Below are 17,124 nucleotides of genomic sequence, written 5' to 3'. Positions count from 1 at the left end.
GGCTCCGACCCCCTTGTCGTCCCACAACCCTATTTGCAGCAAGGTGATTTCCAATGACGGAACAAGTATCCACAAGCAGGTGCGATTCACCGCTACTTCAGGCCTTCGTCGACAACCGACTGATTCTGGTCAAGATTGCCGCCCGCATTACCGGCTGCCGATCCCGCGCCGAAGACGTGGTGCAGGATGCGTTCTTCCGGTTGCAATCGGCGCCGCAGATCACCTCGTCCATCAAGGCGCAGCTCAGTTACCTGTTCCAGATCGTGCGCAACCTGGCGATCGATCACTACCGCAAGCAGGCGCTGGAGCAGAAGTATTCGGGCCCGGAAGAAGAAGGCCTGAACGTGGTGATCCAGGGCGCTTCGCCGGAAACCTCGCACATGAATTTCTCGACCCTGGAAAACATTGCCGATGCACTGACGGAGCTGCCCAGCCGCACCCGTTACGCCTTCGAGATGTACCGCCTGCACGGCGTGCCGCAAAAAGACATCGCCAAGGAACTGGGCGTCTCGCCGACCCTGGTGAACTTCATGATTCGTGATGCGCTGGTGCATTGCCGCAAGGTGTCGGGCAATCGTGCGGACACCTTCGCCCGTCGTTAAACGCTTCGCGGGCAAACCTCGCTCTACAGGGAATATTGCCTGTCACTGTAGGAGCGAGCGGTGCGGCGATCCGACTTGCCCGCGAAGACTGACTCAAGACAACGAACACCGATCAAAAAACCGCTCACGCCCCAGCACCATCAGCGCCGCGCGCTTGTGCGGGAAGTCGAACTCTTTCTCGCAGTGAAAACACTGATTATGCAGATGCCCGATCATCTTCGCGTTGTCGGCGCGAGGTTCGGCGACCACCCGTTGAGTGCGCGGATCATCGAGAAACAGGTAGTGCACCAGCGCCGATAACCAACTCGCCACCTTGTGCGGGCCACGGTGATCTTCCTCACCCACCAGCATGTGAATGCCACGGTCGTAATCGCCGGCGTCATAGAACGGCGCAATGCGATCTTCCTTGGCCCAGTAGGCTTCAAAGTAGGCAAACGGCTGATCATCGAAGCAACCGATCAGGGTCAAGGTGTGCGGGTCGGCTTCGAGCTTGCTCAGGTATTCCCGATGCTTCTCGAGACTGCCCTCCTCCTGCCAGAAACTCGCGACCCGCGGGTTGTTCTGCCAACGATTGAAACGCGCCAGGTCATGCTCAATTTCCAGCGTACGCAGGGAAACCCATGCACCGAGCCGCGCATCGAAGCGTCGATAGACCTCACCACGGGGTTTCACCGCACGCAGGGGATGGCGCTTGCCGTCACTGATGACCATCTGCTGCGGATAGCTATCGGTCAACGACTCACCCAGCCAAGGCTGAGGCAATTGCCAGAACAGCGTGCGTTCACAGCGATATTGACCGTTGACGTCGGTCGCGATCAGCAACCCGCTGAGCAAGGCTTCGGTGGGCACTTGATCGAGGTACCAGCTCAGACGCTGACACTGCGCATCACGGGCAAACAGCCAATAACAGGCCGCCCAGAATGCTTGACCGTCAGGACGGCCAAAGCGCTCCTCCAGCCGCAGATGCAACTCGGGCTCGCGGGTCAGCCGCAGTTCGATCAGCGGCTGCCCTTCCAGACTGAGGCTCAGGCGACTTGCGGTTTCATCGGCTACAAGACGGTTGCCTGACGGCAAGGCCAGGGCGGTCAGGTCATTCAGATTGGACATGGATCGGGCTCACGGTAATCGTCGACAGTTAACTGAGGTGACGTGAGCCGGGCATGGAAATTTAACGAAAAACACCGCGAACCTTAATCAGCATTCGCGGTGGCATGCACAGCCTGGATCAGTTCCAGGCCATTGACGTTACGCAGGTGCTAGATCGACCTGACCCAGATTTCGCGGAAGGCATAGTCATTGCCGTTTCCGGTGGCGACATGGTTAACGATCTGCAACTCCATCTGTGATGCACTCGCGGTAAACGTGCCTTTGAGCGGCGCCCAGGCCATTGATGAAATTTCCGTCGCGGGGGCAATGACTTGCGCTCCGCTGTTGAGTGACAGCACCGGAACCGAATAGCTGTTGTTCCACCTGCGCACGGTCACCCCGAACTCATAGGACCGACCCACTTCCAGCCCCTGAAAGGTCTTTTTCAACACCGTGCCGGCAGAGTTGTTGGTGTAGGTGTTGTCGAATAATACGTAGATATCTCCATCTTTGGTGATGGTGAGATCCCGTGGATCAGTCGCAGCGTCGCCCCTCATCCAACCATTCCAGTTATTGGTACCGTCTGTTGCCGAGAAGGTCGTTGTATCGTCAAAAGGCGCCTGGACCTCAAGACACAATGTCGGGAACAGCACCGGGCCAGCACAACTGCCTCCATCCAGCGCCGCCTGAAAAACAAACGCGAGATGGCTCCCGTCTTTCAGATTCTGCAAAGACGCCCAGGCAATATTGCGACGCCAGCCCTCTTGGAACTCTTGTTGCGTGACGGGCTCGGCGTCGGCCACTCGCAGCATCACTGGCGAGCCGTCGGCTTGTTGACCGCAGACATGCAGCGTTGTCTTTTGATTAACCACCATGAATGGCCAACGCGCCACCTCGACCGTGACACCGGCCGAATCATCAGGTTTTTTCAGAACGAGTACATCGTTGACGGCTTGTGGCACCACAGGAGCGGGCACACAGGAGAGAGAAACCAACGCGGGGTTTGTCATGACAGAAATCCTTTCTGAATGAGCGCCAACCCCTCCATGGGGTCGGACACAGGAAAGGAGCTAAGACCACGTGAGGGGAAGCGTCTACTGTCAATTCGACCATTCGAACAGCAAAACATAAATACCAGATGAATGGTCGTCCGCCCCCCCTGCCCCCGGAAACTCTATCTGTCAGTGCTTGCCCACCGGCACCAGGGCAATTTTGTAGGGATCGAAAATCTTCAGCATCTGGCCGTTGTTTCGCAGGCCTTGCAGCAACTTGCCGAATGCTTCCCCCGTAATCGGCGCCTCTGGACGAATCAGCGCGTAATGGTGATAGACCTGATCGATGCGTTGCGACACCAGCAACTGCTCGCCGACTTTTTCGTTGCGCAGCAGGTAATCGCTCAGATAAGAGCGTGTCACCAGGGCAATGTCCGCTCGCCCGCGCAGCACCATCAGCAGGTTGCTGTCGTGGGAATAGGTCAACGTGGCCTTGTAAGTGTCGGCCAGATACTTGGGATCGGCATTGAAATTGGCAAACTCGTAGTGATAGCCGCTGTACAGCGCCAGCCGCTTGCCCGTCAGGTCCTTGAAGTAACTCTCATCGCGACCGGGTTGCTTCTGCGCGACAAAGATTTCTGCATCTTCCAGGTCCATGTCAACGAGGGTATGCGGGATGTCCTTCCAGCCCCAGTCCGGGTTCTCGAAAATCGCCATATCGACCCGGCCTTCCTTGAAGTCATTGAAACGCCGGGGAATCGAGGTGGGCACCAGCACAAACTGATAATCGGTTTGCAGCTGATTCAACGCTTCCACCAGTTGCGGCAGCAGACCGGTGTCGGCACCGGACTCCGGGCGCACGGTATAGGGGGGAAAATGGGCGGCCCCGACCCGCACCTGTTGCGCGGCCTGAGATGGCAACACCCAGCACACTACAAGCGCCGCCAGCAAAAGCCGCGACGCCATTCGAATTGATGAAGACATCAAAACAGCACACTCCCCAAAAAAATACTCACCAATGCATACAAACTAGGCGGTTTCGTCAACTTAGCCAGTTTCTTGCCGAGATAGACGGCTCTTACCGTTCTTCAAGCACCAAAATCAGCGCTTCATCGGCCAATTGATCGAGGTTCATACTGCCATCGGCGCGAAACCAGGTGGTGGTCCAGGAGAGCGCGCCCGTCAGGAAGCGGCGGGTGATGAACACGTCGCCCCGGATAAAACCGGCGTCCTTGGCTTCTCCCAGCACCTGCAGCCAGATGGCTTCATAAATATCGCGCAGCGCCAGAACCTGCGCCTGGCCTTCCTCAGACAGCGAACGCCACTCATACACCAGCACCGCCATGGCCTCGCCACTGCCGCCCATGATCGACTGCAATTCGCAGCGAATCAGCGCCAGCACCCGCTCACGCACATTGCCGGCCTCGGCCAGCGCTGCACGCATCAACGCGGTGTTGTAGCGAATGGTCTCCTCCATCACTGCCCGCAGGATCTCGTCCTTGCTCTTGAAGTGATGAAAAATGCTGCCTGACTGAATGCCCACCGCACCGGCCAGGTCACGCACGGTGGTGCGTTCATAACCTTTGTTGCGAAACAGGTGAGCGGCCACTTGCAGCAGTTTGCCGCGGGCGCTGTCGGGGTCGGTCAATTGGCCGCTGTCGACCAATTCGCGCATCACCCTCAGGGCTTTTTGCTCGTCCACCCGTTCTCTCCTACAGTCGATCAATCAAATGCGCCGCTGCCCGTTAAAACAGCAGGGTTGCGCGGGCAATTTAAGCTGGCGGGGGCGACCAAGCAAGCGCTCGGGAAGAAGATAATCAAGGCGTTTACAAACCAAGCGCTTGCTTGGTAGTCTCGAAGCACTTCTGTCGCAGGTGGCTATGGAGTTGACTGTGCCTAAAACAATTCGCATCGGTTGTGCCAGTGCATTCTGGGGCGACACCTCGACCTCCGCCGCGCAACTGGTGGAGGGCGGGCGACTGAACTATCTGGTGTTCGATTATCTGGCCGAAATAACAATGTCGATCATGGCCGGGGCGCGGATGAAAGATCCCGCCGCCGGCTACGCCAGCGACTTCATCGAAGTCCTCAGCCCCCTCCTCGAGCAGCTCGCGAAACAACAGATCCGGGTGATCAGCAATGCCGGCGGGGTTAATCCACAGGCCTGCGCCGCAGCCCTGCAAGCGGCCTGCGACAAGGCCGGGGTGGCGCTGAAAATCGCCGTGCTGTCGGGTGACGACCTGCAACCGCAGTTCAAACACCTGAGCAGCCTGGGTATCCATGAGATGTTCAGTGGCGCACCCCTGCCGCCTATGTGCGTGTCGACCAACGCCTACCTCGGCGCACCGGGCATCGTCGAAGCCCTGCGCCTGGGCGCCGACATTGTGATTACCGGGCGCGTGGTCGACAGCGCCGTGGTCAGCGCCGCGCTGGTGCATGAGTTCGGCTGGTCGTGGCACGACTACGACAAACTCGCCCAGGCCGCATTGGCCGGGCATCTGATCGAATGCGGCGCCCAGTGCACCGGCGGCAATTTCACCGATTGGCATGACGTGCCCGACTACGAACACATCGGCTTTCCGATCGTCGAAGTCGGTGCCGACAGCCAGTTCATCGTCAGCAAACCCGACGGCTCCGGCGGTCTGGTCACACCGCTGACGGTTGGCGAGCAGATGCTCTATGAGATCGGCGACCCACAGGCCTATTTGCTGCCCGATGTAGTGTGCGATTTCAGCCAGGTCAAACTCGCGCAACAAGGCAAAAACGCGGTTCAGGTGCATGGCGCGAAAGGCTTGCCGCCGACCGCTCAGTACAAGGTCAGCGCAACGTACCCGGACGGTTTCCGCTGCACCGCCAGTTGCCTGATCGCCGGGATCGATGCGGTGGCCAAGGCCCGAAGGGTCAGCCAGGCAATCATCAACAAGACCTCGGAAATGTTCAGCCAGCGCGGCTGGGCGCCCTATAGCGAGGTGAACATCGAACTACTGGGCAGCGAAGCCACTTACGGCCCCCACGGCCAGCGCCAGGACAGCCGCGAAGTGGTGATCAAACTCGCTGTGCGCCATCCGAGCAAACAGGCCTTGATTCTGTTCTCCCGGGAAATCGCTCAGGCTGCCACCGGTATGGCGCCCGGGCTGACGGGAATCGTCGGCGGGCGGCCGACGGTGTATCCGTTGATCCGGCTGTATTCGTTCCTGATCGACAAAACCGCCTGCACCTTGGAGATCGACCTTGCCGGTGAGCGCCATCCGTGTGCCCTGCCCGCCCTCGACATGCTCAATAGCGCTGACCTGCCCCTACCGTTCGATCCGCCGAAAACCACAGAGCGCGCCGACGCCAGCGTGGCCTTGATCAAACTCGCCGTGGCGCGCTCCGGCGACAAGGGCAACCACAGCAACATCGGCGTCATGGCCCGCCACCCCGACTACCTGCCGTGGATCGCCGAAGCACTGACACCCGAGGTGATGGTCGACTGGATGAGCCATGTCCTCGACCCGATCCACGGACGCGTCGAACGCTGGTATTTACCCGGCACTCAGAGCTTTAATTTTCTTCTGGAAAACGCACTCGGCGGCGGTGGCGTGGCCAGCCTTCGGATCGATCCGCAAGGCAAGGCGTTCGCCCAACAACTGTTGGAAATCCAGATTCCGGTGCCCCAGCGCATCGCCGATCAGTTCAATTAGAGGACTGTCGCCATGGCCTATGACTCGATTTTCAAACCCAACCTGTTCGCCGGCCAAACCATCATCGTCACCGGTGGCGGCAGTGGCATCGGTCGTTGCACCGCCCATGAGCTCGCCGCCCTCGGTGCGCACGTGCTGCTGGTGGGGCGCAATGCCGAAAAACTGAAAAAGGTCACTGCCGAAATCACCGAAGACGGTGGTAAAGCCGATTGGCAGGTCTGCGATATCCGCAATGAAGACGCCGTTACGCAGCTGGTCAGCGAGCTGATCCGCAAACACGGCCCAATCCACGGGCTGGTCAACAATGCCGGCGGGCAGTACCCCTCGCCGCTGGCGTCGATCAATCAGAAAGGTTTCGAAACCATCCTGCGCACCAACCTGGTGGGCGGTTTTCTGATGGCTCGCGAGGTGTTCAATCAGTCCATGAGCAAGCACGGCGGCGCCATCGTCAACATGCTCGCCGACATGTGGGGCGGCATGCCCGGCATGGGCCATTCGGGCGCGGCGCGCTCGGGCATGGACAACTTCACCAAGACCGCCGCATTCGAATGGGGTTACGCCGGCGTGCGGGTCAATGCCGTCGCGCCGGGCTGGGTCGCGTCCAGCGGCATGGACACCTACGAAGGCGCGTTCCGGGCGGTGATTCCGACGCTGTGCGAACACGTGCCGCTCAAGCGCATCGGCACCGAATCGGAAATCAGCGCGGCGATTGTGTTCCTGCTCAGCCCGGCAGCGGCGTTTGTCAGCGGCAGCACGTTGCGCATCGACGGTGCCGCCAGCCTCGGCGGGCGGGCCTGGCCAATGCACAAGGCGCAGAACAGTCACTCGTACAACGGCTTTCACCGCGCCTATTTACCTGAAGTACTCAGGCCGGACGCCTCCAAACCAGACGAACCGAAGGACAAGGAATAACCATGCCGGTCATCCAGTCCCAGATAGACCCGTTCAGCGAACCGTTCGCCCGCAATCGTGCGGCCATGCTGGCCGGCATCGCGCAGGTCCGCCAGCTCGAACAGAACCTGTTGAATAAAGCCGCAGAAGCCAAACCGAGGTTCGACAAGCGCGGGCAATTGCTGCCCCGGGAGCGGCTGAACCTGCTGCTTGATCCCGGCGCGCCGTTCCTCGAGCTGGCGAGCCTGGCCGGCTACAAGCTGCACGACGACAAGGACGGCAGCGCGGCCGGCGGCGGTTTGATCGCCGGGATCGGTTACGTATCCGGCGTGCGGGTGCTGGTGGTGGCGAACAACAGCGCAATCAAGGGCGGCACCATTTCCCCCAGCGGCCTGAAAAAGTCCCTGCGTCTGCAGCAGATCGCCATGGAAAACAAACTGCCGGTGATCACCCTCGCCGAGAGCGGTGGCGCCAACCTCAATTATGCGGCAGAGATTTTCGTCGAAGGCGCGCGCAGCTTTGCCAATCAGGCGCGGATGTCGGCGATGGGCTTGCCGCAGATCACCGTGGTCCACGGCTCGGCCACGGCGGGCGGTGCTTACCAGCCAGGGTTGTCGGATTACGTGGTGGTGGTGCGCGGCAAGGCCAAGCTGTTTCTCGCCGGCCCCCCGCTGCTCAAGGCAGCCACCGGTGAAGTCGCTACCGACGAAGAACTGGGCGGTGCCGAGATGCATGCGCAAACCGCCGGCACCGCCGAATACCTGGCCGAGAACGATGCCGATGGCGTGCGCCAGGTGCGCGAGATTGTCAGTCTGTTGCCGTGGAACGATCAGTTGCCGTGGTTACCGGAACGTCGGTGGGAAGAGCCGCTCTACCCCATCGACGAACTGCTGGGGCTGATCCCGGATGACCCGAAAAAACCTTACGACGTGCGTGAAATCATCGCGCGGGTTGCCGACGCTTCGAACTTCCTCGAATTCAAAAGCGAGTTCGATCAGCAGACGGTGTGCGGGCATTTGCAGATCCAGGGTCGAGCCTGCGGTTTCATCGGCAACAACGGCCCGATCACCCCCAAAGGCGCGAGCAAGGCCGCGCAGTTCATTCAACTCTGCGACCAGAGCCAGACGCCGTTGCTGTTTTTCCACAACACCACCGGCTTCATGGTCGGCACCGAGTCGGAACAGCAAGGCGTGATCAAGCACGGCGCGAAAATGATTCAAGCGGTGGCCAATGCCCGGGTGCCTAAACTGACAATCGTCGTCGGCGGTTCCTACGGTGCCGGCAATTACGCGATGTGCGGCCGCGGTCTCGACCCACGCTTCATCTTCGCCTGGCCCAACAGCCGCACCGCGGTGATGGGCGGCGCCCAGGCCGGCAAAGTGCTGCGGATCGTCACCGAAGCCAAACAACTCAAGGACGGATTGGTGCCCGACCCGAAAATGCTCGACATGCTGGAACAGGTCACCGCGCAGAAACTCGACAGCCAGTCCACCGCGCTATATGGCAGCGCCAACCTGTGGGATGACGGGCTGATCGATCCACGGGATACCCGCACGTTGCTTGGATACTTGCTGGACATCTGCCATGAGGCCGAGGTTCGGGCGCTGCAACCCAACAGCTTTGGTGTCGCCCGCTTCTAAGGGCGATCAGGAGAACAATAAAAATGATCTTCACCCAGGAACACGAAGCACTGCGCCGCACCGTCCGCCAATTCGTCGATCATGAAATCAATCCCCACGTCGAGGAATGGGAAAAGGCCGGGCGCTTTCCGATCCATGAGATCTTCCGCAAGGCTGGCGACCTCGGTCTGTTGGGAATCTCCAAACCGGAAAAATTCGGCGGCATGGGCCTCGACTACAGCTATTCGATTGTGGCGGCCGAAGAGTTCGGCACCATTCATTGCGGCGGCATTCCGATGTCCATCGGCGTGCAGACCGACATGTGCACCCCGGCCCTGGCGCGTTTCGGCTCCGATGAACTGCGCGAAGAATTCCTGCGGCCGGCGATCACCGGCGAGCAGGTCGGCTGCATCGGTGTTTCCGAAGTCGGCGCGGGCTCCGACGTCGCCGGGCTGAAAACCACCGCCCGCAAGGACGGCGACGACTACGTGATCAACGGCAGCAAGATGTGGATCACCAACTCGCCGAGCGCCGATTTCATCTGCCTGCTGGCCAACACCTCGGACGACAAACCGCACATCAACAAGTCGCTGATCATGGTGCCGATGAGCAGCCCCGGGATCAGCCTCAGCTCGCACCTGGACAAGCTCGGCATGCGCAGCTCGGAAACCGCCCAGGTGTTTTTCGATAACGTGCGCGTGCCGCAACGCAACCGCATCGGCCACGAAGGCGCGGGGTTCATGATGCAGATGCTGCAATTCCAGGAAGAGCGGCTGTTCGGCGCGGCGAACATGATCAAAGGCCTGGAGTACTGCGTCGACAGCACCATCGAGTACTGCAAGGAGCGTAAAACCTTCGGCAACGCGCTGATCGACAACCAGGTCATCCACTTTCGCCTGGCCGAACTGCAAACCGAAATCGAATGCCTGCGGGCGCTGGTCTACCAGGCCACCGAGCAATACATCAAAGGCCAGGACGTCACCCGTCTGGCCTCCATGGCCAAACTCAAGGCCGGGCGACTGGGCCGGGAAGTCAGCGACAGTTGCCTGCAATACTGGGGCGGCATGGGCTTCATGTGGGACAACCCGGTGGCCAGGGCTTACCGCGATGTGCGGCTGGTATCGATTGGCGGCGGTGCCGACGAAATCATGCTGGGGATCATCTGCAAACTCATGGGCATCCTGCCGGGGAAAAACAAATGAGCACCCTCCCCACCTGTCAAACCCTGCTGCTCGGCCTGCATGACAGCGTGCTGCACATCACCCTCAATCGTCCCGAAAGCCGTAATGCCATGAGTTTGCAGATGGTCGCCGAACTGCGGGCGGTGCTGGCGGCGGTTCGCGATGATCGGCAGATTCGTGCGCTAGTGATCGGCGGTGCCGGCGGGCATTTTTGTGCCGGTGCCGACATCAAGGACATGGCCAACGCCCGCGCTCAAGGCCAGCCCGCCTACCGCGATTTGAACCGTGCGTTCGGTGCGCTACTGCAAGAGGTGCAACACGCGCCGCAAGTGGTGATTACGGTGCTGCAAGGTGCGGTGCTTGGCGGCGGCTTCGGCCTGGCCTGCGTCAGCGACATCGCGATGGCCGATCATCAGGCGCAGTTCGGCCTGCCGGAAACCAGCCTCGGCCTGTTGCCGGCGCAGATCGCGCCTTACGTGGTGCAACGCATCGGCCTGACCCAGGCCCGCCGACTGGCCCTGACCGCCGCACGCTTCGATGGTACCCAGGCGCGGCGCATGGGGCTGGTGCATTTTGTCGAACATGACCCACAAGCCTTGGCCGAACGCCTCGATGAGGTGCTGGCCCATGTGCTGTGTTGCGCACCGGGGGCGAATGCGGCGACCAAAAAGCTGTTGCTGGCGAGTGCCGGACAACCCTCGGATGACCTGCTGGATCAGGCAGCCGAGTGGTTCAGCGAAGCAGTGACCGGGGCTGAAGGGATCGAGGGGACGATGGCTTTTGTGCAGAAGCGCAAACCAGGGTGGTCCGTTTAAGAGCTTCGCGAGCAAGCCCTTACATTCACCGCAAAAAACCAAGGGAATAACCGATGCCCGCCCTCAAAAAAATCCTGATCGCCAACCGCGGTGAAATCGCCTGCCGTATCCAGCGCACCGCGCAAGAGCTGGGCTACCGCACCGTCGCCGTATTCAGCGACGCCGACGCCGATGCGCTGCACGTGCAGATGGCCGACGAAGCCGTGAACATCGGCCCGGCCCCGGTGCAGCAGTCTTATCTGAACATCCCGGCCATCATCGACGCCGCCCGGCGCACCGGTGCCGATGCAATTCATCCCGGTTACGGCTTCCTCTCGGAAAACTCAGGCTTCGCCCTCGCCTGCCAACAAGCCGGCATCATCTTCATCGGTCCCAGCTCCGAAGCCATCGAGCTGATGGGCAGTAAACGGCTGTCGAAACTGGCCATGATCAAAGCCGGTGTGCCCTGCATCAAAGGCTATCAGGGCAGCGAACAGGACGACGCTACCCTGCGCCGCGAAGCCGAACGCATCGGCTATCCGCTGATGATCAAGGCCAGTGCCGGCGGTGGCGGTCGCGGCATGCGCCTGGTGCACAGCGCCGCCGAATTGCCGGAACAGCTCCGTAGCGCACGCTCCGAAGCGCTGCACGGGTTTGGCAGCGACGAATTGATCCTCGAACAAGCCTTGATCGATCCGCGTCACGTTGAAATTCAGGTGTTCGGCGACCAGCACGGCAACCTGATCCACCTCGGCGAGCGCGACTGTTCGATCCAGCGCCGCCACCAGAAAATCATTGAAGAAGCGCCCTGCCCGGCGATGACCACTGAGTTGCGCCAGGCCATGGGCGAGGCGGCGCTCAAGGCGGGTCGTGCGGTGAGTTATGTGGGGGCGGGTACCGTGGAATTCCTGCTGGATGCTCACGAGGGGTTTTACTTCCTGGAGATGAATACCCGGTTGCAAGTGGAACATCCGGTGACTGAACTGATCACCGGCCTCGATCTGGTGGCCTGGCAATTACACATCGCCGAAGGGCAACCGCTGCCGCTACGACAGGAACAGGTGCAGCTCAACGGGCATGCCATGGAAGTGCGCCTGTACGCCGAAGATCCGGCCCAGGGATTTCTGCCGCAAACCGGTCGAATCGTGGCCTGGGAGCCAGCGATCCAGGGCAGCGTACGGATCGACCATGGCCTGATCGAAGGCCAGTCTGTCAGCCCGTTCTATGACCCGCTGCTAGGCAAGCTCATCGCCCACGGTGCCACCCGTGAAGAAGCCCGGCGCAAGTTGCTGCGGGCGGTACAGGACAGTGTGCTGCTGGGCGTGCAGAGCAATCAGCGCTTGCTCGCCAATCTGCTGGAACACCCCCAGTTCATCAGTAGCGAGTTCAGCACCGGGTTCATCCCCACGTACTTTGCCGACCATCCCTGCCTGCACCCTCATGCGCCGAGCGCCGACGAGCTGGCCATCGCCGCGGTGCTTTTTTATCAAGTATCAGCGCAGGCTCACCCCGCCCCGCTGGCCGGTTGGCGCAACAACGCCAGCGCGCCTCTGCACTATCGGATCGGCCTGGAGGATCAGGAATGGCCGGTCGAACTGCACGCTGAACCTGGCAAGCTCTACCGTGTTCAGGTTGGCGCCCGGCCCCTCGAACTGAAGGTCATCCAGTGCGACGGACGCTGGGCCACCCTGCAAATCGACGGCATCCGCCAACGCCATGCCTACCGCCTCGAAGCCAGGCAACTCTGGTTGTTCACGCGCCCCGGCAGCCTGCGACTGGTCGATCGGACCCGGGCGCTGGTCAGCGGCCAGGCCAGTGTCAGCTCCGGCACGCTCAAGGCGCCGATGGACGGGGCGATCGTCGACGTATTGGTCAGTGAGGGCAGCCCGGTCAGCAAAGGGCAACTGCTGGTGGTGCTTGAAGCGATGAAAATGGAGCATCCACTCAAATCGGGTATCGACGGCGTGCTCAAGCGCTTGCAGGTCAGGGTCGGCGACCAGGTAAAAAATCGTCAGATTCTGTTGGAGGTCGAATAAGCCGCTAGGCGGATCCGCCGGGTTTGGCTACGCTCAAGCCCTATCAGGATGCGGATACCAGGAAACCTGCAATGCCTCACTGGCTGGTCATTGATCTGGAAGCCACCACCGATGAGGGCGGCTGGCCAGTAACAGAAATGGAAATCATCGAAATCGGCGCCACCCTCGTGGACCGCAAAGGCCGGGAACTGGATCACTTCCAGTGCTTCGTGCGCCCGTTGCGTCGGCCCCTGTTGACCCCGTTTTGCCGCGAATTGACCCACATCACCCAGGCCAATGTCGATGCTGCCCAGCCCCTGAGCGACGTCTGGGTTTCGTTCGAACACTGGCTCGACCAACATCTCTCGAATCTGGAAGGCTGGGCCAGTTGGGGTGACTACGACCGCAAACAGCTGCTTCAGGAATGGCAGCGGCTGCAACTCGACAGCGCCCTGAACCGGGTGCCGCACATGAATCTCAAGCAACGTTTCGCCAAGGCCTGTCGACTGGAGCGCCCGCTGGGGCTTAACGGCGCCCTGCAACTGGCGGGCCTGCAGTTCAACGGTCAGCAGCATCGGGCGCTGGAGGATGCGCGCAATACCGCGCGCCTGTTACCACTGATTTTCCCCACCAATCCTTGAGTGCAGGAGGTGACGCCTATCGACACCTTGTGCATACTGGCCGGCCCTTTTTAGCCCTTTTCGAGGAATCGCCCATGTTTAAAGTCAACGAGTACTTCGACGGCACCGTCAAGTCGATCGCCTTTGGCACCGCTGAAGGTCCGGCGACCATCGGCGTCATGGCACCGGGCGAATACGAATTCGGCACCAGCCAGCGTGAAATCATGCACGTGGTGTCCGGCGCCCTGACCGTCAAACTGCCTGACAGCAGCGACTGGCAAACCTTCGCCGCCGGCAGCCAGTTCAACGTGCCCGCCAACAGCAAGTTCCAGCTGAAAGTGGCCGTCGACACCGCTTACCTGTGCGAATACCGCGGCTAACCCCCTAGGGTTTCACAGCGAAAAAAAATGCCCGTGTCCAAGAACACGGGCATTTTTTTTCAGGGCTGCTATTCGAGGATCGTCACCGGCATGCCGACTTCGAGCCGACCGTTACCGTCATTGACCAGGTTCTGCCCGAACATCGCGCCGTCCTCTTGAGCCCGATATTGCTGCAAGGTCGCCAGAGGCTCGCGGTCGTCGCTACGTTCGCCGGTCTGCGGGTCGATGGTGGTCAGAATGCAACGTGAGCAGGACTTGACCACGCGGAACTCGACATCGCCAATGCGGATGCGCTTCCAGCCATCTTCGGCGAACGCCTCGCTGCCCTCGATCACCAGATTGGGCCGAAAGCGCAGCATCTCCAGCGGTCGCCCGACCCGTTGCGACAAGTCTTCCAGCGACGCCTGGCCAATCAGCAACAACGGAAAACCGTCGGCAAAAGCCACCTGATCGTCGTCCTTGCCGTAGCCGGCCTGGGTGGTCCGCGCACGATCGAGCGGCACATGCACCAGACGCGTCGGCTTGCCGATGAACTCACTGACCCAGGCAGCCGCAGCAATGCCGGCATCGGGCACGCGCAAGGTGTCGCGCCAGATGGTCACGCCACGCAGCTCTGCATCGCTGGCGGGCAAGGCGATATCGATCGGTGAATGGCCTTGGGCACTGAGGGTCAAGCCACCGCTTGCGTTCCACAACGCCGACAGCTGACTCATTTTCGCCTCCGCGCGCTGGGTCAGAAAACGCCCGCTGGCCTCGTCGACCAGCATCCAGCGCCGGTCGCCGTCCAGCCCCAGTTTGTCCAGGCTGACCTGATTCAAGGTCTCGCCCTTGCCGGATTTCAACGGAAAACGATAAAGCGCGCTCAGATGCATGGCCACAGCTCCCTGGTGGGCAAAAACGCCACCCTATACGAGCTTGATCGCTGAATCAAAGACCCTGTGGCGAGGGGGCTTGCCCCCGTTGGGCTGCACAGCAGCCCCAAACCCTGCCACCGCGTTTTTCCAGATTGTTATCAGGCCGGCACTTCGTCGAGCATCAGGCGCTGACGCACCACGTCGACGAGTTTGTCGGGCTGGAATTTGGAGAGGAAGTTGTCGCAGCCGACCTTCTTGACCATCGAGTCATTGAAGCTACCCGACAGCGAGGTGTGCAGGACCACATAAAGGCCGCGCAAACGGGGGTCGTTGCGTATCTCGGTGGTCAGGCGATAGCCGTCCATCTCCGGCATTTCCGCATCGGTGAAGATCATCAACAGCTTGTCAGTCATGTTCACACCGGTATCAGCCCAGGCCTTGAGCATGTTCAGCGCCTTCAAGCCATCACTGGCAATATGCATTTTCACGCCCAACTGACCCAAGGTGTCGCGCAATTGCGACAGAGCCACGTTCGAGTCATCCACCAGCAGCACTTCACGGCCACGGGCGCGCTCCAGAACCGGATCGTCGAGTTTGTCGCGAGAGACCTTGGCGTTGTACGGCACGATTTCGGCCAGGACTTTTTCGACGTCGATGATTTCCACCAGCTGATCGTCGACCTTGCTGATGGCGGTCAGGTAATGCTGGCGACCGGCGCTGGTCGGCGGCGGCAGAATGGCTTCCCAGTTCATATTGACGATGCGGTCCACGCCACCGACCAGAAATGCCTGCACCGAGCGGTTGTACTCGGTGACGATGATCGTACTGGTGGGGCTTGGCACCAGCGGACGCATGCCGATGGCTTGGGACAGGTCGATCACCGGCAGCGTCTGGCCACGCAGGTTGACCACGCCACAAACAAAAGGGTGGCGCTGCGGCATCAGGGTCAGCTTCGGCAGCTGCAGCACTTCCTGGACCTTGAAGACGTTGATCGCGAACAATTGCCGTCCGGCCAGCCGGAACATGAGAATTTCCAGGCGATTCTCACCCACCAGTTGCGTGCGTTGGTCTACCGTGTCGAGAATGCCGGCCATTAATGACTCCTGGGCTTGTTCTGATGAATTCACTAAAGAGAGTTATCGGCAGTTTTTGCCGAATCTTGACCCCCGGACAAAATGCCATGCCCAAGCATTGATGTCACATTAACATCATGCTTTACTGACCCCGTGAATTCATCTGCTTCATCCCTTGCGGCGCGACCTTGGTTTGCACGTTAGGTTCCCCTGTGTAAGGGATTCCCCTAGGCACAATCAGGCCCAACCTGATATTCGCAATATCCAATAGCCATTAATGTGACGCCATTCTCATTGCATGAACGGAGTCAGGCTTTTGTGTGCGATCGCAGGTCAGTGGCCATCCACCCTCTCGAGTTCCCCAGTCGGTGCCCAAGCCTGCCAGAGCGCGATCTCACCAAGGCATGGCAGCGCCGGGACACGTAAGGTTCTCGTCGACACACACGACATTCCCTCATCTGACATGACGTTGTGGAGATAAGCATGGCGAACAACCCTAAAGAGTGGGCCCAGCGAATTCCGGAGTTTCTCGTCGAGGCTGAAACACTCCTGGCCAAGTCCGAGGAGTGCCTGAGTCATTTGCAGTTGATCAGCAATGACAAGGACGCCATCGATTGCATGCTCAGTACCCTTCTCAAGCTGGCAAACAAGGCCGATGCCTTGGCACTGGCAACGGTTTCGGAATTCTCGCTGCACATTCATGGATTGCTGAGCCACGCCCAGAATCACATGGACCTGCATGATCAGGCCCTGGATGCGCTCAAGGATTGCTTCACGTTAATGGCCTGGCAACTCGAACTCATCGACCAGACCACCGGCCAACTCGGCCTCGATGACAGTGAACAGACGTCCCTGATCGAAGCGTTTGCATTTCAAGTGGGACAAAGTCAGTTTCAGCCGCCCAGCCACTCCAAGCAGTTCAGGCTCGTTTCGTTCTCTGAACGACAGGCTTAAATTCATCAACCCTGTGTTGCACATTTTTTATTGTAATGATGTCGCCCTGTAACTTGAGTGTGCGCATACCGCATTTGAATATTTCATACCCGTCGATGGCAGCTCGAAACAAATAGATACCCCGGCCCCGACTTCAGATAGTGCCTGCCAATAAAATCTAAACGCCTGGCACACTCGATATCTTTCGAAGATAAAAATCAAAAAGTTTTTCCATTATGGAACTATCGTCCAAAAACGTTATTTCCTGAAGATGCCTACCTATATGCCGAACGCGACCAACGGTATCTTAAGTGGTATTATGCCGCCCATTCGTTGACGTCAATTAATGACAGAGTGCCCCTTGGCGCGAACAAGCTCATAACATTGAAGGCTTTATTTCG

General features: G+C 59.8%; 16 protein-coding genes. 10 read left to right on the top strand and 6 right to left on the bottom strand.

Translation table 11 applies throughout. The features are described 5' to 3' along the window. Window positions 1-53: 53 nt before the first annotated feature. Window positions 54-602 carry an RNA polymerase factor sigma-70 gene (locus LOY28_RS08490; RefSeq protein WP_007894994.1) on the top strand — a complete coding sequence of 183 codons (549 nt, stop codon included), beginning with the start codon at window positions 54-56 and terminating at the stop codon, window positions 600-602. 93 nt (window positions 603-695) lie between these two features. On the opposite strand, the gene LOY28_RS08485 is transcribed toward LOY28_RS08490, so the two are convergent. The 4 genes from LOY28_RS08485 to LOY28_RS08470 all read right to left on the bottom strand — a co-directional run bounded on the left by LOY28_RS08485 (window position 696) and on the right by LOY28_RS08470 (window position 4,382). Next, window positions 696-1,709: a GNAT family N-acetyltransferase gene (locus tag LOY28_RS08485; protein ID WP_258613342.1), complete on the bottom strand. Its 1,014-nt coding sequence runs from the start codon at window positions 1,707-1,709 to the stop codon at window positions 696-698. 149 nt (window positions 1,710-1,858) lie between these two features. Continuing rightward, window positions 1,859-2,698, bottom strand: a complete 840-nt coding sequence (locus tag LOY28_RS08480; RefSeq protein ID WP_018929983.1) for a hypothetical protein — start codon at window positions 2,696-2,698, stop codon at window positions 1,859-1,861. A 171-nt stretch (window positions 2,699-2,869) separates the two neighbouring features. After that, window positions 2,870-3,664 carry an ABC transporter substrate-binding protein gene (locus LOY28_RS08475; RefSeq protein ID WP_026345972.1) on the bottom strand — a complete coding sequence of 265 codons (795 nt, stop codon included), beginning with the start codon at window positions 3,662-3,664 and terminating at the stop codon, window positions 2,870-2,872. Between the two features lie 94 nt (window positions 3,665-3,758). Beyond that, window positions 3,759-4,382 (bottom strand): TetR/AcrR family transcriptional regulator, encoded by a 624-nt coding sequence (locus LOY28_RS08470; RefSeq protein ID WP_258613341.1) that lies wholly within the window; start codon window positions 4,380-4,382, stop codon window positions 3,759-3,761. A 190-nt stretch (window positions 4,383-4,572) separates the two neighbouring features. Here LOY28_RS08470 and LOY28_RS08465 point away from each other — a divergent pair, with 190 nt between their 5' ends. The 8 genes from LOY28_RS08465 (at window position 4,573) to LOY28_RS08430 (ending at window position 13,863) form a co-directional block, all read left to right on the top strand. Next, window positions 4,573-6,363 (top strand): acyclic terpene utilization AtuA family protein, encoded by a 1,791-nt coding sequence (locus LOY28_RS08465; protein WP_258613340.1) that lies wholly within the window; start codon window positions 4,573-4,575, stop codon window positions 6,361-6,363. A gap of 12 nt (window positions 6,364-6,375) precedes the next feature. Continuing rightward, on the top strand, window positions 6,376-7,275 hold the full coding sequence (locus LOY28_RS08460; RefSeq protein WP_258613339.1) for an SDR family oxidoreductase: 900 nt from the start codon (window positions 6,376-6,378) through the stop codon (window positions 7,273-7,275). 2 nt (window positions 7,276-7,277) lie between these two features. After that, on the top strand, window positions 7,278-8,894 hold the full coding sequence (gene atuC / locus LOY28_RS08455) for a geranyl-CoA carboxylase subunit beta (RefSeq protein ID WP_258613338.1): 1,617 nt from the start codon (window positions 7,278-7,280) through the stop codon (window positions 8,892-8,894). Between the two features lie 23 nt (window positions 8,895-8,917). Next, entirely contained in the window at window positions 8,918-10,075 is a 1,158-nt protein-coding gene (atuD, locus tag LOY28_RS08450; RefSeq protein WP_258613337.1) for a citronellyl-CoA dehydrogenase, read from the top strand. Continuing rightward, entirely contained in the window at window positions 10,072-10,869 is a 798-nt protein-coding gene (locus LOY28_RS08445; RefSeq protein WP_258613336.1) for an enoyl-CoA hydratase/isomerase family protein, read from the top strand. The genes atuD and LOY28_RS08445 overlap by 4 nt, the downstream gene beginning before the upstream one ends. A 53-nt stretch (window positions 10,870-10,922) precedes the next feature. Next, window positions 10,923-12,884: an acetyl/propionyl/methylcrotonyl-CoA carboxylase subunit alpha gene (locus LOY28_RS08440; protein WP_258613335.1), complete on the top strand. Its 1,962-nt coding sequence runs from the start codon at window positions 10,923-10,925 to the stop codon at window positions 12,882-12,884. A gap of 71 nt (window positions 12,885-12,955) precedes the next feature. Beyond that, a complete protein-coding gene (locus LOY28_RS08435; RefSeq protein ID WP_019582505.1) occupies window positions 12,956-13,504 on the top strand; it encodes an exonuclease domain-containing protein in 549 nt (182 codons plus the stop codon). 74 nt (window positions 13,505-13,578) lie between these two features. Further along, a complete protein-coding gene (locus tag LOY28_RS08430) occupies window positions 13,579-13,863 on the top strand; it encodes a pyrimidine/purine nucleoside phosphorylase (protein ID WP_018929993.1) in 285 nt (94 codons plus the stop codon). Window positions 13,864-13,931: 68 nt separating this feature from the next. Here the strand turns inward: LOY28_RS08430 and LOY28_RS08425 are convergent, their stop codons facing one another. Continuing rightward, window positions 13,932-14,735 (bottom strand): MOSC domain-containing protein, encoded by an 804-nt coding sequence (locus tag LOY28_RS08425; RefSeq protein WP_019582506.1) that lies wholly within the window; start codon window positions 14,733-14,735, stop codon window positions 13,932-13,934. Window positions 14,736-14,875: 140 nt separating this feature from the next. Next, the gene (locus LOY28_RS08420) at window positions 14,876-15,811 is read right to left on the bottom strand and encodes a chemotaxis protein CheV (protein WP_018929995.1); all 936 of its coding nucleotides are present in this window, start codon (window positions 15,809-15,811) and stop codon (window positions 14,876-14,878) included. 462 nt (window positions 15,812-16,273) lie between these two features. Here LOY28_RS08420 and LOY28_RS08415 point away from each other — a divergent pair, with 462 nt between their 5' ends. Then, window positions 16,274-16,744, top strand: coding sequence for a hypothetical protein (locus LOY28_RS08415; RefSeq protein ID WP_258613334.1), 471 nt, complete (start codon window positions 16,274-16,276; stop codon window positions 16,742-16,744). Window positions 16,745-17,124 lie beyond the last annotated feature (380 nt).

Origin of the sequence: Pseudomonas sp. B21-017 (assembly GCF_024749245.1) — a bacterium.
Classification (GTDB): domain Bacteria; phylum Pseudomonadota; class Gammaproteobacteria; order Pseudomonadales; family Pseudomonadaceae; genus Aquipseudomonas.
The sequence above is the reverse complement of the archived record's forward strand: the minus strand, read 5'-3'. Positions and strand labels throughout refer to the sequence as shown.